The following is an 18,457-nucleotide window of genomic DNA, read 5'->3' on the forward strand; positions in this document are numbered from 1 at the left end:
GATTTGGATTTAGCAGCCCTTTCATTTCTTCGCGCGAGAAATGCTTTGAATTGATGTAGACTACCATGCGCCATGAAAAATTGCTTACAACGGTCAGGGCTATGCGCCGTAGCGACTTTAGACAGTTGTTTGGGTCCGGCCCTAGGTGATCCCTAGCTATCAGACAATGAGTTCTCTTGTGCAGAACACCATTCCCTGGTCTTTCCCAAACAACTGGCTTTCGCAAAGCGCTAACCCATTTAATTAGGTATTAAATATAGAGCAAATATTCTGGAGTGCCGGAAATAAGCTATGGCTCATAGCCGTTGTTGCCATACGTTTTTTTATACTTTATTCATTATCAACATACTATACGAATAACGTCCATTTGGAAGTCGGTTCAAAAAGTTTTGAAATTGTTCTTCCAAGTCAAATTCTTTGTTGATTATTGAAATCAGTTTTCTTGCATTTATGACTTCTGCCGGTAATTTAACTTTGCTTTGATTGTAATAATAATCAGATTCCAATTCCCAGTAAGATGCTGTATTGGTTTCTCCCCTTTTTATTGTTGTAAACGAGGTTGTGGTCCCATCTAATCCGCTTATACAGTCCTCGACTTTATTGCAGTCCTCTAAATTTTCAAACCCATTGCCTTCTAAATCTGAAATCAACATTTTAACGGTTAAAGCTGGTATAGCAATTTTTTGAACGATGCTATCTTTTCTTATTTCTTTTCGATTGGTTTTCCAAACCAAGTGGGTTAATGTTCCTTCAAATGAATCTTTTTTAAACTCAATCAGTTCTAGGATTTGATAGTCCTCAATTTGAAATCGATAGATTCGTTCGTGAATGGTAGAATCAAATTCGAACAGTCCGAATCGTTTCTCCGATACAGATTGAGAGAAGCAGGAATTAATTCCAATTCCAAGAAATAGTAATATGAAAAGTGTTTTCTTCAAAATGTATGGCAACGGTTACGGGTATGCGCAGTAGTGGATCTGGTGCACTACGCCTAACCAGGTTCAGGATTTAAATATAGAGTAAAAATGCGATAGAAGTGAGAGGGCAAGCTATTGGGCATACCCGTTGTTGTGTATAGTATTTATTTGTTTATCCATTTACCAAGAAGAAGAATAAGATTTAGCATCCCTAAAGTTGGCAAATAGAAGAATAGACCAACAACAAGATAGGTATAGAGAATTCCGGCAAAATACTCAATAGGCTCTACACTGGCAATTTTGAAAATTAAGGCAATTAGGGCTAAAATTAGCCCAATTAAAAATTGAAATTTTAAGGAGTGATTGAGGTTCTTTATTAACTGTGAGAAAGTGAAAGACCCCTTCGAACTATTCCTTTGGCTATACCATAAAATGGGGGCTGCTATAAGTAGAATAACAGCAATTGAAACAATCTCAATATTCGGGACTATCATAAATATTATACACAACGTGTTATATGCGGACTAAAATAGAAAATAATTTCTACAGATCGCCGGATAATGAGAGGTGAGGTGGATTTTTATCGTCCTTCAGCAGCTTCAGGACCGCATCGTCTAATGGACTGCGGATGTTCAGCAGGTCTCTCCGGGCTACATGGGTGTAGATCATAGTGGTTTCCGGTTTGGAGTGACCCAGCAGCTCCTGCACGTGCCTCAGGTTGACCCCGTTCTCCACCAGGTGGGTGGCATAGGAATGGCGCAGGGTGTGCGGACTTACCTTCTTAAGGATCCCTGCCCTCTGGCAACTGCGTTTTAGAAATGCGCGCACACTGCTGCCACTGTAACGCCCTCCGCCATCGCCCTGGATGACGTATTTCGTCGGCCGGTAACTGTTCAGGTAGTTCATCAGTAAGGGGATAAAACTCTCGGCCAGTACTACGTAACGGTCTTTTCGACCCTTGGCCTGTCGGATCCGCAGCTGCTTCCGTTCCAGGTCCACATCCTTCAGTTCCAGGTTCAGCAGTTCGCTGATGCGCAGACCGCTCGAGTAGATCAGGGCTAAAACCGTCCGGTGTTTCAGGTTTGGGGTGCGCTGCAATAATCGCATTACTTCTTCCTGGCTGAGTACGGTAGGAAGGAGCCTGGAACGTTTGGGTCGTACCAGCTCGGGATTGTCTATCCTGGTTTCCGTGAACAGGACCGAAAAATGTTTCAGTGCCCCGATCAATTGTCGGTGGCTGCTGATACCGTATTTCTTCCTCCGCACCAACTCTTCCACGAACAACCTTACACTGGTATTGTCTATGGCAGATAAGGGTTTGTCACCCAGGTACTCCAGGAAAGTGAACACGAACGAGCCATAGGTTTGCACCGTGCTGTCACTCATTCGTAAACCTCGCAGGTACTGTTGGTAGCGTTCCAGCCTGGCCTGGTTCTCTGCAGAAAGCACCCTCAGTGTCTTTGGTTCAACAGGTTTCCCGGCCTGCTTCCTGTTCAACTGTTCATAATCTACCCAGTAGCCACCGGCAACCAGGTAATGGAATAGCTCGTTCTTCCGGTTGTAAGAGTAGGGGAGATAGTAACAACCGTAGGTCCTGCTCCACCGGACCCCCGGGAACGCTTTCACATAGGCGGCCAGCTGCTTTTCAAAAGTATAGCTGATCCGGATCATCTTCTGCCCGCGATGGTCTAAAGAAGACAGGATAATTGTTGGCTTTTTCATCCTTTCAAGATAAGCAGAAACTAATTTTTCAACTGCAAGGAAGTTGCAGTGGAGCGAGTTAACTTGGTAGCGGGGAGGGCTAAGAGGCCCCTTGTTAAAGTGTTTGCTACGTTATCTTGAACTAACCTTTAGCCTATTATTTATTTGGGTAGCAGAAAAGTGCTTTGTTGATTGGTATTCGGGGCATAGGAGGGTTCTGGAGGTGACTGCCGACCTAAACTGAAAGAAGTGAGTTATGTAGTGTCAGATAGCAATGCGAATAGGTCGGGGTATATAATTGTCCGTTCAATCAGAATGGCGATAATTGTCAATCAAGGCAGCGATCAGTTCCTGGTTTATGGACCAGTCAGGGGTTTCATAAGCAGTCCCCCATGCGCCTTCTATATCCTTACTGTTAAAGAACACTACAGACTTTAGCAAAGGGAACGTATTAAAAGCATCAAAGGCTTCCCTGACCCAGTACGCTTCAAAATCATCAGACCCCGACACCCCAAATTCGACCAGGAAGACCGGTTTGTCGTGACCCTTCACCAGGGTATACTTTTCGCCAAAAGCTTCTTTAAACGACCGGATCCGGCCATAATATGCATAATCAAAATCCGGCAGCGAATAAATGGGAAGCCCTACCATATCTACATATTCATTTCCGGGCCAGTAGTCGTTACAGTTGTCCTTACCCACCGGGGCCCAGATCCATTTCACAGGGTTTTCTTTCAGCCTGGAATGCACGTATCTATATGCTGCTTTATACCCGGCACTGTCCCTGGAAGACCAATCATACCGGGTAGTCAGGTCCTGGTCCATCTCATGGCCCCAGCAGATATATAAAGTGTCCTTAAAGCCCTGTAAGACCTGGTTGATCTTATCGATCTCCACATCGTACCTGCCTGCTATTATATCATTAAATAAGGGGGTCTGGTACTTGCTCCAGGGCTCCACCACCAGTATAGCCTTGGTTTCTCTTTGCAGTACTCTTTTTATTTCCCGTTGAATAGCTGCTGGATCAAAGTTGACCCAGTGCAAGTAAAACTGCTCGTAATTCCATGTGGTGGCCGAATCCCTCCAGCTATGATATGGGTCATAAATCCCGAATTCTAAAGAAGGGTTTAATTCGGTATTATCCTGCGCGAGCATAACCGGGGCATGTGCCGGCTTGCTCCATAATAATGCGTCTATGGCCTTATACCCGTTCAGCCATACCATACACACCGGTATGGCAAGCAATGCAATCGTAGTCCAGATATGTATATTTGATCTTTTCAACAGCTTGGATTTAAAGTTGCCATTTTATATTCCCGCTTTTGTTGTAAGACCATGTAAAAGAGCACGGCCAGGTACATAAGCTGGTTAATGATGATGAAAAAATAATACCCGTCTGCCCCTCCGGGCTTTTCACCATGATCAAAGAACAAGACCAGGGCAGGGAAAGCTATTAGTGACGCATAAAGAATGTAGATGGGCCATCCAATATCTTCTTCTGCAAAATTTCCTTTTTTGGTCACTTTAAAAGGCGGGGTTTTTCCTCCAAGACCTGCGATAATCCCGCTGATGGTGCCATAGAGTGCCCAGGGCCACCGGATGATCTGGAATACTGTCGCCTCCATGCTGAACAAGGGTGCGGTATGGGGTCTTAATAATCCCTTTGCTTTTAAAAAATGAATTATGCCAAAAATGCTTATGACCAGTGGTACGGAGTAGGTCATGAATTCAAAATAGGAAACAGAAACCCATGCCTTCCCCTGGATGACTGCAATAATGGGAAACAAGTACCCTATCAGCATGGTGAAACCAAAGATGGGATACCACAATTCTGAGAATAAAAATTGCAGTCGTGCTTTAAGGGTAAGTAACTTCCAGTATTTGGGTAATAAGGAGGTAAGTATAATAGCCAGGCTCCGGCTCCACTGAAACTCCTGTAAAATACATGCCCTCAACGAAGGGGGACCCTCCCCGGATGCGATGGCATCAAGGGCATGAACCCCTTTCCAGCCATAGGCGTTAAACATAAGGGTGGTAGAGTGGTCTTCCGCAAGTTCCGGTCCAAGCCCGCCTATTTCTTTTAATGCCCTGGTCCGCACAGCATAGTGAGAACCTATGCACAACGGGGCATAATCAAGGGAATAACCGGCCTGTAAAGGTCCGTGCATAATGCTTTCTGCATATAACCTGCCCCTGGCAGACCAGCTCATTTTTTCATTGGAGTTGGTAATACTTGGTGCAGACACATATCCCACCTCTTCAGCTACAAATGGTTTCAAAATATTTTTCAGGTAATCCTTGCCGGGTACATGGTCGGCATCCAGTTGCACGACAAAATCATAGAGGTCATATCCAAATTTGTCGTAGAAATAAGCAAGGTTTCCTTCTTTGCACCTGGTTCTCCGCGGCCAGGTAGCCCTGTGGTAAGCCTCAACATTCTTTCGGCACGAAATTTTAACCCCGTTCTGTCTGCACCATTGAATGATTTCCGGGCTGGGATCTTCGTCAGCCAGCCAGGTATCATGGGCTGTAGCCTGACTTAACATTCCTTCCAGGGTTTTTTTTACCACGTAAAAAGGCTCTGAAGGAGACCTGGTAACGATCATGGCAACTTCCCATTCCCGGGGAATATCAATTTCGGGGTTCACTTTTTTCATTTTGGCAACAAAAAAGAAAAAATAGGCGGGTAAGAGGAAAGAATACACCAGCAGAAGGGTGTTGAGTACCGTTCGGAAAGGTGTAATGACATGACCCGGCCTTAACCAGTACTCAAAGAAAATAATAAGGGAAACAAACCAAACTGCAACAAGGAAAAGGTATAACTTCTTATCCTTGCCCTTTAATACGGGTATCAGGTAATCGACCAGGATTGGTGCCTGTTCCCTGTGGCGATCTTTAACAATCTGTACAGGTTCTGCCACTTGGGGTTGCTCCAGGAAGGCATATTTAATATCGGTCGGTTTTATATCGGTAGACATAAGAGTACCAGTTTAACAAGGTTATAAATTCGTACTGGCACACAACCGCAGAGGGTATGAAAGGCCCATCCTGAAAGGTCAGACGATTCTTTAAGTTGTGATGTGAAATAGTATAAATCGGAGGAAGTACTTAAAGGTATGAAAAAACTCTGTTTTTTCACAAGGGTTTTAGTTGGTTTTTTGTGCCGTACTTTCCTGAAAATAAAAGGATTAATACTTGTAAATGCAATGGCATTTCCTTATCCTTCTTAATTTGCGAGTCCCGAAACGTCATCTTCAAGAAGGAAAAGCCGGCACTCCGTGCCGATTTACCCTTTTAATTTTCTTTTAAAGCGGAGAGGAGCAAGGATTGAATTGTCGGGCCTGCCCGACCCCGAAGGGGGCGGGAATTGCTCATTCCTACGGAATTCGCGAGTCCCGCAACGTTATCTTCAAGAAGGAAAAGCCGGCATTGCCTGCCGTTTTACCCCTTTTAATTTTCTTTTAAAGCGGGGAGAATCAATGATTGAATTGGTGGACCTGTCCGACCCAGAAGGGGGCGGGAATTGCTCATTCCTTCGGAATTCGCGAGTCCCGAACGTCATCTTCAAGAAGGAAAAGCCGGCATTGCAGGCCCTTTTACCCCTTTTAATTTTCTTTTAAAGCGGAGAGGAGCAAGGACTGAATTGGTGGGCCTGCCCGACCCCGAAGTGGGCGGGAATTGCTCATTCCTTCGGAATTCGCGAGTCCCGAAACGTCATCTTCAAGAAGGAAAAGCCGGCACTCCGTGCCGCTTTACCCCTTTTAATTTTCTTTTAAAGCGGAGAGGAGCAAGGACTGAATTGGTGGGCCTGCCCGACCCCGAAGTGGGCGGGAATTGCTCATTCCTTCGGAATTCGCGAGTCCCGAAACGTCAGCTTCAAGAAGGAAAAGCCGGCACTCCGTGCCGCTTTCTCCGTTCCAGTTTCCCACGCACAAGCAAGCTTGGCGCGGTCCCGGGAACGAAAAAAGCCACAGCTTTCGCTGCGGCTTTTCCTTCTATTTGTACTCGAGGCGGGACTTGAACCCGCACGACCGCAATGGTCATTGGATTTTAAGTCCAACGTGTCTACCAATTCCACCACTCGAGCCTGAACAAAAAAACGCTGGCAAGCAGCGTTTTCCCGGTCGAGCGAAAAACGGGATTCGAACCCGCGACCTCCACCTTGGCAAGGTGGCGCTCTACCAACTGAGCTATTTTCGCATGGTTGCGAAAAATAACGAACGTACGAAGTGCTTTACTCCTGGCGCTCTACTCCCGTACGTACGGGAAACTATTTTCGCGTTAATTATAAGAGCTTGGCATCCTTATCAGATGCGGACGCAAATTTAATACAATTCTGTAAAAAGTAAAGAACTTTTCTTCGATTTTCTGCAAGCCCTTGGTTTCCCCGTATTTACTGGCCAAATATCTTATGAATTAGCCTGTTTCTTCCTCACCAGCATCCGCTTGATCTCGTTCAGCTTCATCAAAGCTTCCACCGGGGTCAGGGTATCGATGTCCGTACTCAGGATCTCTTCCTTGATCTGCTCCAGTAAAGGATCATCCAGGTTAAAGAAGCTTAGTTGCAGCTCGTCGTTCGCTGCTTTCAATCCCTCAGACAAAGCCTCGCTGCTGTGGTCTTTCTCCAGTTTCTTAAGGATACGCCCGGCCTTGTGGATCACCTGCTGCGGCATCCCGGCCATCCTGGCCACATGGATCCCGAAACTGTGAGCGCTTCCGCCTTGCTGCAGTTTCCGCATAAACAGCACCGTGTCTTTTAATTCCTTGACTGCTACGTTGTAATTGGCAATGCGTTCAAACGTGGCGCTCATCTCGTTCAGTTCGTGGTAGTGGGTCGCGAACAGGGTCTTGGGCCTCGCCGGGTGCTCATGCAGGTACTCCGTGATCGCCCAGGCTATGGAAATTCCGTCGTAAGTACTGGTACCCCGCCCGATCTCATCCAGCAATACCAGGCTGCGATCAGAGATATTGTTCAGGATACTGGCGGTCTCGTTCATCTCTACCATGAAAGTGGATTCACCCATAGAGATGTTATCGCTGGCGCCCACCCGGGTGAACAGCTTGTCCACGTACCCGATCTCGGCTGCCTCTGCCGGCACAAAACTTCCCATCTGTGCCATCAGTACGATCAGGGCGGTCTGCCGTAAAATGGCCGACTTACCACTCATGTTCGGGCCGGTGATCATGATGATCTGCTGCTGCTCCCGGTCCAGGGTTACATCGTTGGGTACATAGGCTTCTCCCGGGGGTAACTGCTTTTCAATGACCGGGTGTCGGCCATTACTTATTTTGAGTTCCGTACCCTCGTTCAATACAGGCTGCACGTAATTGTTCTCTACCGCCAACTGGGCAAATCCGCAGAGGCAGTCCAGCCTTGCAACCGCCCGTGCATTCTGTTGTACGGGCTCTATATAAGCCTGCATCCAGACCAGCAATTGGGAGAACAGCTGCTGCTCCAGATCAAGGATGCGCTCTTCGGCTCCCAGTATCTTGGCTTCGTATTCCTTAAGTTCTTCGGTGATATAGCGCTCGGCATTTACCAGGGTCTGTTTCCGGGTCCACTCCTCGGGTACCTTGTCCTTATGGGTATTGCGCACCTCGATATAATATCCGAATACGTTGTTAGAGGCGATCTTCAGGGATGTGATCCCGGTCCGTTCCGTTTCCCGCTTCAGCATCTCGTCCAAAAGGTCTTTCCCACGGAAAGCCAGGTTCCTCAGCTCATCAAGTTCTTCGGAAAAACCGGTGGCGATCACTCCTCCTTTCTGCACCTGGGTAGGGGCATCCTCAAAGAGGACCTCCTTGATCTTGCTCCGCAGGGGTTCGCATTCCTCCAGCTGCCCGGCCAGTTGCTGCAGGGCTGCGTGACTGTGCTGCCCAAGTTGTGCTTTAACAGGTACCAGGGCTTCCAGGGAATTCTTCAGGTAAACGACCTCGCGCGGACTGATCTTCCCCGTAGCCAGCTTGGAGATCAGTCGTTCAAGGTCCCCGATCCTTTTGATCTGGTTCCGGGTCTGGTCCAGGCAGGGCAGGTCTTCTTTCAGGGCCGCGACCACCTCATGCCTGGCTTGTATCTTTTCCAGGTTTTTCAATGGCAGGGCCAGCCATCTTTTCAGCAAACGCCCGCCCATGGGCGAGATGGTCTTGTCTACCACGTCAAATAAAGTGATGGCCTGGGCATGCGGACTGTGGTACAGTTCCAGGTTGCGGATGGTGAACTTATCCATCCAGATATATTCTTCCTCTGCTATCCTTTTAAGGCTGCTGATATGTTGCAATTGCCGGTGCTGGGTCTCGGACAGGTAATGCAGGATCGCCCCGGCCGCGATGATCCCATGGGCCAGGTGGTCTACGCCGAACCCTTTTAAAGTACTGGTCTTAAAATGCCCGTTCAGGGTTTCATTGGCGTAATCTTCCTGGAAGATCCAGTCTTCGCAGAAAAAGGTATGGTGTTCACTCCCAAAGTTCTGGGCAAATTCTTTCTTATGGGTCTTGGAGATCAGCACTTCTGTCGGACCAAAATTCTGCAGCAGTTTATCCACCTGCTCCGCATTCCCCTCCGAGCAGAGGTATTCCCCTGTGGAAATATCGAGGAAAGAGATGCCATAGGTTTTCCTGCCAAAATGGACCGCGCATAAGAAGTTGTTGCTCTTGGCACTGAGGATGTCATCGTTCAGGGCTACCCCAGGGGTCACCAGTTCGGTAACTCCCCTTTTTACGATCGTCTTGGTCTGCTTGGGATCTTCCAGCTGGTCGCAGATCGCCACACGCTCCCCGGCTTTCACCAGTTTTGGGAGGTAAGTGTTCAGAGAATGGTGAGGGAAACCTGCCAGCTCGGTCTGGTCGCCCCCGTTATTCCGGTGGGTGAGGACTATACCCAGGATACGGGCCGCCTTTACGGCATCTTCCCCGAAGGTCTCGTAGAAATCCCCCACCCGGAAGAGTAACAGCGCATCGGGGTACTTGCGTTTAATAGTACCGTACTGCTGCATTAAGGGGGTGACCTTCTTTGTTTTTCCTGAATTAGCCAAAACGATGGGTTTAAGTTATTTTTGTGCCTTGACGAAATTACTATTTTCCCTGTGGCCACCGAACTTTTGTTGATATTTTCGGATAACTTAACCCCCCTGCAGGGGTGGTGATCAGCTCGGGGTGAAAAATGCAGGAGTCGTACCCTTCCCTGCATGTTTTATGCACCGGGATCACTTATCTTGATCAAGGGGCGGGGTTAAGAACCCCGGCCCTCCGCGAGGGCCCAGGAAAAGGATGATTTTTTCTGCTGGTTCTGTGCAGGGTAAGCCTTTGCCGTGAACCCGGGGAGGGGATAAGCATCCCCATGTTCACGCAGAAGCAGTGTCAAAAATTAATCTCTATACTGCATGTTTACTGCAGGGAGAACAATTACCTTGAACCTGGGGCGGGGATCAGAACCCCCTGGAGGAGGATGGACCCAGTAGAATATGTATACTTGCTATTGCTGGTTTTATGCAGGGAAGAGGTATATCTTGAGCCCGGGGTGGGGCTGTGAGCCCCCCATCCAGCACTGTGGGGGAAAATTTATTGGATGATTTACTGCATAGTTTATACAGGGAGAACGATTACCTTGAACCTGGGGTGGGGGTAAGATCCCCCTCGACGAAGATGGACCCGGAAGATGGACCCGGTAGAATACGTATACTAGTGACTGCTGGTTTTCTGCAGTGAAGGCGTTTACCTTGAACCTGGGGTGGGGGTCAGATCCCCCTCGACGAAGATGGACCCGGAAGATGGACCCGGTAGAATACGTATACTTGCGACTGCCGGTTTTATGCAGTGAGAACGATTAACTTGAACACGGGGCGGGGGTAAGACTCCCCCCTTTATTAATTTTGAACCTGTTGGGCCGGGTATTTGTATTCCCCGCCGCCCACCAGAAAATGAGAAGTTTTTTACAATCTGAATGAACAATATGCGAAAATTAAAGAACAGCGAACTGCAGCGGTTAGACCCGGAAGAATTCAAAGAGGCCGAGAAAACTCCCCTGGTACTCGTCCTGGATAATATCCGAAGCCTTAACAACATTGGCTCCGTTTTCCGTACCGCCGATGCTTTCCTGATCGAGAAAGTATACCTCTGCGGCATTACCGCCCGGCCTCCTCATAAAGACATCCATAAGACCGCCCTGGGCGCTACCGAGAGTGTGGCCTGGGAATACCGGGAAAACACCGCAGACCTGGTCCGGGAGCTGAAAGCAGAATACCAATGCATGGCCGTGGAACAGGCAGAGAACGCCACTTTCCTCAATGATTTCCAGGTGGAAAAGAACAGGAAGTACGCGCTGGTGCTTGGGAACGAAGTAAAAGGGGTGTCCCAGGAAGTGGTCAACCTTTGTCACGGGGTGCTGGAGATCCCCCAGTTCGGGACCAAACACTCCCTCAATATCTCGGTCAGTGCAGGTGTGGTGGTCTGGGACCTCTGGTCCAAACTCCAATAAAAAACCCCGGCTTGTGGGCCGGGGTGCTGGTATATTTGAGCCAGTTAGTTGCTTAGCAGGTATGCAAGAAAGACAAATCAGGGCTGAAATCCAAATAATCCACTGTTAAATCGGGGTCCGGGCGACCCTTGAAGATCCTTTAGATCTTGGTCAAATGCGCCTGGATCTGGTCCAGGATGTAGTCGTAATCGTCGCGGTTGGTCACAAAATCCAGGTCGCTCACATCCAGGATCAGGCTGTTCTGCTGCGGGTTGCTCCGCAGGAAGTCCATATACCCCCGCTGTATCTTATCCAGGTAATCAGGCTGAATCTGCTGCTCGTAATCCCGTCCCCGTTTCTTAATGTTGTCCAGTAAACGCTCCGTCTTCTGGTACAGGTACACATAGACCCCGGGTTTCTTCACCTCCTTGTACATGAAATTGAACATCTTCCGGTACAGGTTAAATTCCTCTTCCTGTAAGGTCACCTTGGCAAAGATGAGCGACTTAAAGATGTCGTAATCACTGATCATGAAATTCTTAAAGAGGTCAAACTGCGTGGTGTCATCCACGAACTGCTGGTAGCGTTCTGCCAGGAAAGACATCTCCAGCGGGAAAGCATACCTTGCCGGGTCCTCGTAGAACTTGGGTAAGAAAGGGTTGTCCGCGAAACGCTCCAGTACCAGTTTGGCATTGTAATCCTCGGAGATCTTCTTGGCCAGGGTGGTTTTCCCCGCCCCGATGTTTCCCTCTATGGCCATAAAATCTACCTGGGCAAATAATTGGGCCCTGCTCCAGTATAATTTATGATCTGTCTTTTCCGGTACGATCTTATCCTTGCACTGTTGCAGTAAGTTCCTGGTATCCTTGTTTAGTACGGGATGGTAGAATTGCGGGGCGATGTCTGACAGTGGTCTCAGTACAAATTTTCTTTCCTGCAGTTTTGGATGGGGAATCGTCAGCCCTTCCTGGTTGATAACCTCGTAGTCGTAATACAAGAGGTCTATATCAATGGTCCTGGATTCATAGCCTTCCTCGGTTTTCCGCTGCCGTCCCAACCGTTTTTCGATCCGCAGGATGGTCTCCATCACCGCAGTAGGGGGTAATTCGGTCTGCACCATGACACAGGCATTCAGGAAATCCGGCCCGTCAAAACCCCAGGAGGCACTTCGGTATACTTTAGATACTCCCGTGATCTCCCCGAGCTCCCGCCGGATAGCAAATACCGCCTGCTGCAGGTTGTTGAGCGTTTGGCCTTCGTTGCTGCCAATAGCAAGGTAGAGGATAGATTTAGGAGTCATAAGGATGCAAATCTAAAAAAATGCAGGGCATTATCCCATGGCGGTTAATAACTTCTGATAGCCTTTTTAATCCCGGGGAAAAAGTGGTATAACCCGGGTATATTGCCCCTGCTTATAGTTGAAGTTGGAAATTTGATGAGAAAAAAATCCTGTACTTGGCGGATTGGTTATATTTGTTTGCAAACTTTAGCCACCTGCTATGAATTTTCTACGTAACCTCCTGGCCTCCATCCTCGGAACCTTAATGGCCCTTGGAATTATTTTTGTCATGTTCCTGATCCTGGTCTCCCTGGCCAGTGCTGAGGAATCGGTAACCGTCAAGAAAGATTCGGTCCTGGAACTCAACCTGGAATACCCCATCAGTGATTATACCGGTAACGACGCTGCCGATCCTTTTGCAGGATTATTTGAACAGAGTATTGGCCTCGATGAGATCATCCATGCCATACAGGTTGCCGCTGATGACGAGAAGATCAAAGGGATCAGTATCCGCAGTAACATGATCATGGGGGGACTCTCCCAGGTCAAGGCCATCCGCGATGCGCTGGAGGATTTTAAAGAAAGCGGCAAATTCGTATACGCCTACGGGGACTTCTATATGCAACCTGATTATTACCTGGCCAGTGTGGCCGATAGTGTTTTCCTGAATCCTGTCGGGATGATGAATTTCCGGGGACTCTCTGCCGAAGTGCTCTATCTGAAAAGCCTGCAGGAAAAATCAGGGGTAAAGATAGAAGTGATCCGCCACGGGAAATATAAAAGCGCGGTAGAACCTTTTATGTCGGATAATATGAGCGAATCTAACCGCCGGCAGATCGAGGAACTGCTGGAATCCCTTTGGTCAGAGATGGTCGGGGATATTGCCGGGTCCAGGCAGCTCGATGCCGCTACGCTTAATAATATCGCGGATACCCTGGGAGCACGGATGCCGGAATATGCCATCGCCAATGGTTTGATAGATGGCACCCGCTACTATGACGAATACGAAGCCATGCTTAAAGGGGAAACGGGCACCGAAATAGACGATGACCAGAACTATATCTCCATGGCAGACTACATGGAAGACGCCAAGAAAAAGAAGATCTATAAAGGAAAAGATAAGGTTGCCGTTATTTTCGCCCAGGGCGAGATCTTCTACGGGGAAGGTGGCCCGGATATGATAGGGCAGGGAATCATGACCGAGGCCCTGGTAAAAGCCCGGGAAGATGACGACATTAAGGCCGTGGTTTTACGGGTGAATTCACCCGGGGGCAGCGCGCTGGTTTCCGATATTATCTGGCGCGAGGTAGAACTGACCAAGGCCGTGAAACCGGTTGTGGTCTCCATGGGGAACGTCGCGGCTTCCGGCGGTTATTACATCGCCGCTGGTGCTGACGAGATCTTCGCAGAACCAACCACCATCACAGGGTCTATCGGGGTCTTTGGCACAATTCCCAACATCAGCGAACTGGCCGAAGATATCGGGATCAATGCAGAGCAGGTGGGCACCAATAAGAATTCGGTGGAATATTCCCTCTTTGAACCCATGACCGATGATTTCAGGGAAGTGGTACAGGAAAGCATAGAAGAGGTGTACCAGACCTTCCTCAGGCGGGTGGCTGCCGGCAGGAACATGAGCCTCGCCCAGGTAGACAGCCTGGCACAAGGCAGGGTCTGGAGCGGGGTGGATGCACAGCGGCTTGGACTGGTGGATGCCCTTGGCGGACTGGATATGGCCATTGTACGTGCCGCCGAGCTGGCCGAGTTATCCGAGTTCAGTGTAAAGAAATACCCGAAATTCAAATCCGGTTTTGCGCGGCTGATGGAAGACCTTGGTGGGGCAGAAAGCCGTATTACCGAGGCAGCCCTGAAGGCCGAGATGGGGGATGAGCTGTACAGCATAATGCAGGAAGTTCGCCGTGCCACGCGTACCAAAGGAGTGCAGGCCAGGATGCCCTATTCGCTTAACATCAAATAAGGATGAACAGCAAGGACAAGAAACTTGCCTTCCGGATCTACCTATACCTTGGGGCACTTTTTATTACGTCCCTGGTGGTCTCTAACCTGATCTTCCAGAAATTCTTTTACTGGTATCCCTTCGGGGATCTGACCTTCTTTGATGCCCCCCTGTTCGAGCTCTCGGTGGGGATACTGCCGTACCCCCTTACATTCCTGATCACTGACCTGATCTCCGAGATCTACGGGAAGAAGAAAGCCAACCAGGTGGTTACCGCAGGGATCTTTGCATCTGTATTTTCCATGGGGATCATCCTGGTGGCGGAACAGGTGCCGGCCATTGAGAACTCGCCCATCGATGATGAGGTCTTCCAAAGTGTATTTGCCCTATCACCCATTGCCGTACTCGCCTCCATGCTGGCCTACCTCTGTGCCCAGTACGTGGATATTGCCATCTACCATTTCTGGAAAAAACTGACCAGGGGACGATACCTCTGGCTGCGGAACAACTTCTCTACCTTTACCTCCCAGTTTATAGACACTTTCCTGGTGGTAGGACTGCTTTGTATCTTCGGGGTTCTCCCCTGGGAGCTGTTCTACGGCCTTGTCCTCAGTGGTTTTGCTTTCAAGGTATTAATTGCATTTATTGATACCCCTTTCTTGTATATTTTCGTGTATATTTTTCGCAAAAGATTCAACCTTTCTCCCGAACAGGAGATAGACCTGGAGTTCTGAAACAGGGCAAAAATATTGTACTATGAAGAAAAAGATTCTTAAGATCGTTGGGATCACCCTGCTGGTGATCATCGGTATACTGGTTGCCATTCCCATCTTCCTGGAAAGCAAGATCGGGACGCTGGTGCGCAACAACGTGAACAGCAGTATCAATGCCGATTTTGATTTTGACGATGCAGACCTGAGCCTGATCAGCAGTTTCCCCAATGCCGAACTCAGCCTTAAAGGAATGCGGATCATCAATACCACCGAGCCTTTTAAAGGTGATACCCTTTTCTACGCTTCCGAAGCCTCTATGACAATGGGGCTGGGCGAACTGTTCAAAGGTGCGGGTGAAGCTTATTCGGTCCGCAAGATGTCGGTAGACGGGGCGCGACTGTACATTGTACTCGATGAGGATGAAAATGCCAATTACGATATCACCAAGGAGAGCGATGAACCTGCTGCTGATTTTACCTTCGAGCTGCAGGGATATTCCATCGATAATGCTACGGTCACATACCTGGACCGCTCTTCAGGCATCCGGATGCGTCTGGACGAGATAGCACATACAGGAAGCGGGGACCTCTCTCTGGTGGAGTCAAAGCTGCAGACCAATACCAATGCCCTGCTCTCCTTCGAGATGGACAGTGTGAACTACCTTGATCGCAGTAAACTGCAGCTGGAGGCGCTGATAGGCATAGACCTGGAAAAGGACAAATATACCTTCCTGGAGAACCAGGCCATGGTCAACCAGTTGCCGCTGGTATTTGAAGGTTATGTACAGCTCTTTGAAGAGTACAACCAGGTTGACCTGAAGTTCAAAACCCCGTCCTCGGACTTTAAGAATTTCCTGGGCGTGATGCCCGAAGAATATGCTAAAAACCTGGACCAGGTAACCACCTCCGGGGATTTCATGGTAGAGGGTACCATAGCCGGAAAGGTGGATGATACCTACATCCCCCAGTTTGACATCCAGATCAATTCGGATAATGCTTCCTTTAAATACCCGGACCTGCCGATGGGGGTCAGCGATATCGTGATCGATGCAGCCGTGAAGAATACGAGCGGGATATCAGAAGATACCTTCGTGGATATAAAGAAAGCCTCCTTCCGGATAGGGCAGGACTATTTCACCATGACCTCTAACATCACCGAGTTGCTGGGTAATACCAGGGTAACAGCTGATATAGACGCCAATATGAACCTGGCTAACATCAGCAAGGCATATCCCCTCCCTGCGGCCAAAGACCTGAAAGGTTTGCTGCGGGCCGATGTGAGTACCGCTTTTGATATGGCTTCCATCGAGAAGAAACAGTACCAGAATACCAAGACCAGTGGTACCGCCAGCCTGCGCAATTTTGAGTACAGCTCCGCCGAGCTGAAAAACCCGGTAGCCATCAGTAGCATGGAAATGAATTTCACCCCCACGGTGGTCAGCCTTAAAAAAATGGAAGGGAAGACAGGGAATACCGACTTTGCTGTCCAGGGCTCCCTGCGCAACCTGCTTGGTTTCATGTTCAATGACCAGCCCATACGCGGGCAGTTCACCCTGAACTCCGATACCTTTGATCTGGGCGATTTTATGACCGCAGAAACCACGATTTCAGGTGGGGAAGGGGAAAAGCCTAAGACCGCTGCCCTGAAAATTCCATCATTCCTGGATGTGAGCCTGCAGGCCAGGGCCAATACGGTGATCTACGATAACCTGAACCTGAAGAACATGAGCGGGGAACTGGCTATCCGCGACCAGAAGGCTACCCTCTCCGGACTGACCTCTTCCCTGCTGGGAGGCCGGTTGAACCTTAGCGGGAATGTATCCACCAAGGAGGCCCGCCCCGTTTTCGATATGCAATTAGGGATAGCCGATTTCAGTATAGCCGAGACCTTTAAGCAGGTAGAACTGCTGCGTGCCCTGGCCCCGGTGGCCAATGCACTGCAGGGCAGACTGAACTCGACACTTAATCTCAACGGTCTCTTGACCGAGGAGATGACCCCGGACCTGGCTACCCTGACCGGGAATGCGCTGGCCGAATTGCTGCAGACCAGTATTGATCCCGAAAAGGAAAAATTACTGGCCCTGCTTGACAGTAAACTGAATTTCCTGAACCTGGATAGCCTGAACCTGCGCGACCTGAAGACTGCCCTGAGTTTTGAGAACGGGCTTGTACGTGTAAAACCTTTTACCGTGAAGTATAAGGATATTGCCATCGATGTTGCCGGGCAGCATACTTTTAATAAGGAACTGGAATACAACGCGACCATACAGGTGCCTGCCAAATACCTGGGGAAAGAGGTGAACAACCTGATCGCACGGATAGATGACCAGCAGTTAAAGAACCTGACCATCCCCGTGGTGGCTACCATGAAAGGTACTTATGCCAACCCCCAGGTATCCACAGACTTGGCCGGCGGGGTGAAACAACTCACGGCACGGCTGGTGGAGATCGAGAAACAGAAACTGATCGGTAAGGGAACGGATAAGGCCAAAGACCTGATCGGGGGCCTGATCACCGGGAAGAAAGACAGTACGGCTACGAAGAAAGATTCTACTGCCCAGGCTGTGAAAGGGGTGCTGGGTAATGTACTCGGTAAGAAACCTCAGGACAGTGTAAAACGCGATTCCCAGGCGGTAAAGAAAGACCCGGTAAAAGATGCAGCCAGGGATATCCTGGGTGGCATACTGAACAAGAAGAAAAAGGATACGACAAAAACGAAGAAAGATTCGGTTCAGCCCTGATCCTTTTTACGCTTCTTATCCCACCAGACGTAGGCCGCAAAGCCTGCAAGGCTGACCAGCGAGCCCCAGAGCAACCCGGTTTTCAGGGTCTGGGTGCTTTGTCCTATGATAGCCAGGAAGATCGTAAGCGGGGCGATCCCGAGCAGGGTAGCCCCCATGAACCTCAGGTATCCCATGCGCAGAATCCCGGCCACGAAACTGATCGCATCATTAGACAGGAAAGGGTTCAGCCGGGTGATCACTACGGCCCAGAAACCATAATCTTCTATGAATTTACTGATCTTCCGTTCGGTCTTGCCGCCAATCAGTTTTCCCACTTTACCTTCCCCGAGGAAACGCCCGATAAAATACCCGACACTGGAGGCACAGGCCACCGCGACAAAGATGATCAGGCTTCCCCAGACCGGGCCGTAGGCTAGTACCGATACAACCATCAGTAATACAGTGGGTATAATGATGAGGAACATCTGCAAGACCATGGCCAGCACCAGGACCAAAGGCCCCAGGTAACCGAAGCCGGAGATCCATTCCTTGATCCTCGCTTCGTCTTCACTCGTCAGTACATCCCAGGCATGGGTCAGGAATTCCCGTACAGAGGGTACCAGGAAATAAAGGACGAAGAGGGAAATGATGATCCCCAGCGAAGCATAGAAAGGGATCTTACTTTTTTTGGACTTTTCTTGGGACATATAATTCGG

Annotated in this window: 11 protein-coding genes and 2 tRNA genes; 4 read left to right on the forward strand and 9 right to left on the reverse strand. The window is 49.1% G+C overall.

Annotated elements, in window-relative coordinates; all coding sequences use genetic code 11:
• Window positions 1-323: 323 nt before the first annotated feature.
• From CLV82_RS06245 to mutS, 7 genes are all read right to left on the reverse strand, one after another.
• The gene (locus tag CLV82_RS06245) at window positions 324-938 is read right to left on the reverse strand and encodes a hypothetical protein (protein ID WP_133643480.1); all 615 of its coding nucleotides are present in this window, start codon (window positions 936-938) and stop codon (window positions 324-326) included.
• 522 nt (window positions 939-1,460) lie between these two features.
• The gene (xerA, locus tag CLV82_RS06250) at window positions 1,461-2,639 is read right to left on the reverse strand and encodes a site-specific tyrosine recombinase/integron integrase (RefSeq protein WP_133643481.1); all 1,179 of its coding nucleotides are present in this window, start codon (window positions 2,637-2,639) and stop codon (window positions 1,461-1,463) included.
• A 285-nt stretch (window positions 2,640-2,924) separates the two neighbouring features.
• Entirely contained in the window at window positions 2,925-3,902 is a 978-nt protein-coding gene (locus CLV82_RS06255) for a glycoside hydrolase family 26 protein (RefSeq protein WP_133643482.1), read from the reverse strand.
• Window positions 3,899-5,596: a glycosyltransferase family 2 protein gene (locus CLV82_RS06260; RefSeq protein ID WP_133643483.1), complete on the reverse strand. Its 1,698-nt coding sequence runs from the start codon at window positions 5,594-5,596 to the stop codon at window positions 3,899-3,901. The genes CLV82_RS06255 and CLV82_RS06260 overlap by 4 nt, the downstream gene beginning before the upstream one ends.
• Window positions 5,597-6,620: 1,024 nt before the next feature.
• Window positions 6,621-6,705, reverse strand: a tRNA-Leu gene (locus tag CLV82_RS06265).
• 40 nt (window positions 6,706-6,745) lie between these two features.
• Window positions 6,746-6,818 (reverse strand) — tRNA-Gly (locus CLV82_RS06270).
• 209 nt (window positions 6,819-7,027) lie between these two features.
• On the reverse strand, window positions 7,028-9,610 hold the full coding sequence (mutS, locus tag CLV82_RS06275; protein ID WP_133644470.1) for a DNA mismatch repair protein MutS: 2,583 nt from the start codon (window positions 9,608-9,610) through the stop codon (window positions 7,028-7,030).
• Between the two features lie 956 nt (window positions 9,611-10,566).
• Between mutS and CLV82_RS06280 the strand changes: the two genes are divergently transcribed.
• Window positions 10,567-11,091, forward strand: coding sequence for an RNA methyltransferase (locus CLV82_RS06280; protein WP_133643484.1), 525 nt, complete (start codon window positions 10,567-10,569; stop codon window positions 11,089-11,091).
• Between the two features lie 139 nt (window positions 11,092-11,230).
• Here the strand turns inward: CLV82_RS06280 and folK are convergent, their stop codons facing one another.
• The gene (folK, locus tag CLV82_RS06285) at window positions 11,231-12,370 is read right to left on the reverse strand and encodes a 2-amino-4-hydroxy-6-hydroxymethyldihydropteridine diphosphokinase (RefSeq protein WP_133643485.1); all 1,140 of its coding nucleotides are present in this window, start codon (window positions 12,368-12,370) and stop codon (window positions 11,231-11,233) included.
• Window positions 12,371-12,569: 199 nt separating this feature from the next.
• On the opposite strand from folK, the gene sppA reads away from it, so the two are divergent.
• From sppA to CLV82_RS06300, 3 genes are read left to right on the forward strand one after another with little or no spacing between them, the layout of a single operon-like run.
• Window positions 12,570-14,327, forward strand: a complete 1,758-nt coding sequence (gene sppA, locus CLV82_RS06290) for a signal peptide peptidase SppA (protein ID WP_133643486.1) — start codon at window positions 12,570-12,572, stop codon at window positions 14,325-14,327.
• A 2-nt stretch (window positions 14,328-14,329) separates the two neighbouring features.
• The gene (locus CLV82_RS06295; protein ID WP_133643487.1) at window positions 14,330-15,040 is read left to right on the forward strand and encodes a queuosine precursor transporter; all 711 of its coding nucleotides are present in this window, start codon (window positions 14,330-14,332) and stop codon (window positions 15,038-15,040) included.
• Window positions 15,041-15,062: 22 nt separating this feature from the next.
• On the forward strand, window positions 15,063-17,759 hold the full coding sequence (locus CLV82_RS06300) for an AsmA-like C-terminal region-containing protein (RefSeq protein WP_133643488.1): 2,697 nt from the start codon (window positions 15,063-15,065) through the stop codon (window positions 17,757-17,759).
• On the opposite strand, the gene CLV82_RS06305 is transcribed toward CLV82_RS06300, so the two are convergent.
• Entirely contained in the window at window positions 17,750-18,448 is a 699-nt protein-coding gene (locus tag CLV82_RS06305; RefSeq protein WP_133643489.1) for a TVP38/TMEM64 family protein, read from the reverse strand. The genes CLV82_RS06300 and CLV82_RS06305 overlap by 10 nt on opposite strands.
• Window positions 18,449-18,457: the final 9 nt, after the last annotated feature.

This window comes from Zeaxanthinibacter enoshimensis (assembly GCF_004362865.1).
In the GTDB taxonomy this organism is placed as follows: domain Bacteria; phylum Bacteroidota; class Bacteroidia; order Flavobacteriales; family Flavobacteriaceae; genus Zeaxanthinibacter; species Zeaxanthinibacter enoshimensis.

Bases quoted from the DNA above. Each gene is read 5' to 3' on its own strand.
- xerA (WP_133643481.1), bottom strand. From the start codon at position 2,639: ATGAAAAAGCCAACAATTATCCTGTCTTCTTTAGACCATCGCGGGCAG.
- CLV82_RS06260 (WP_133643483.1), bottom strand. From the start codon at position 5,596: ATGTCTACCGATATAAAACCGACCGATATTAAATATGCCTTCCTGGAG.
- mutS (WP_133644470.1), bottom strand. From the start codon at position 9,610: ATGCAGCAGTACGGTACTATTAAACGCAAGTACCCCGATGCGCTGTTA.
- CLV82_RS06280 (WP_133643484.1), top strand. From the start codon at position 10,567: ATGCGAAAATTAAAGAACAGCGAACTGCAGCGGTTAGACCCGGAAGAA.
- folK (WP_133643485.1), bottom strand. From the start codon at position 12,370: ATGACTCCTAAATCTATCCTCTACCTTGCTATTGGCAGCAACGAAGGC.
- sppA (WP_133643486.1), top strand. From the start codon at position 12,570: ATGAATTTTCTACGTAACCTCCTGGCCTCCATCCTCGGAACCTTAATG.
- CLV82_RS06295 (WP_133643487.1), top strand. From the start codon at position 14,330: ATGAACAGCAAGGACAAGAAACTTGCCTTCCGGATCTACCTATACCTT.
- CLV82_RS06300 (WP_133643488.1), top strand. From the start codon at position 15,063: ATGAAGAAAAAGATTCTTAAGATCGTTGGGATCACCCTGCTGGTGATC.
- CLV82_RS06305 (WP_133643489.1), bottom strand. From the start codon at position 18,448: ATGTCCCAAGAAAAGTCCAAAAAAAGTAAGATCCCTTTCTATGCTTCG.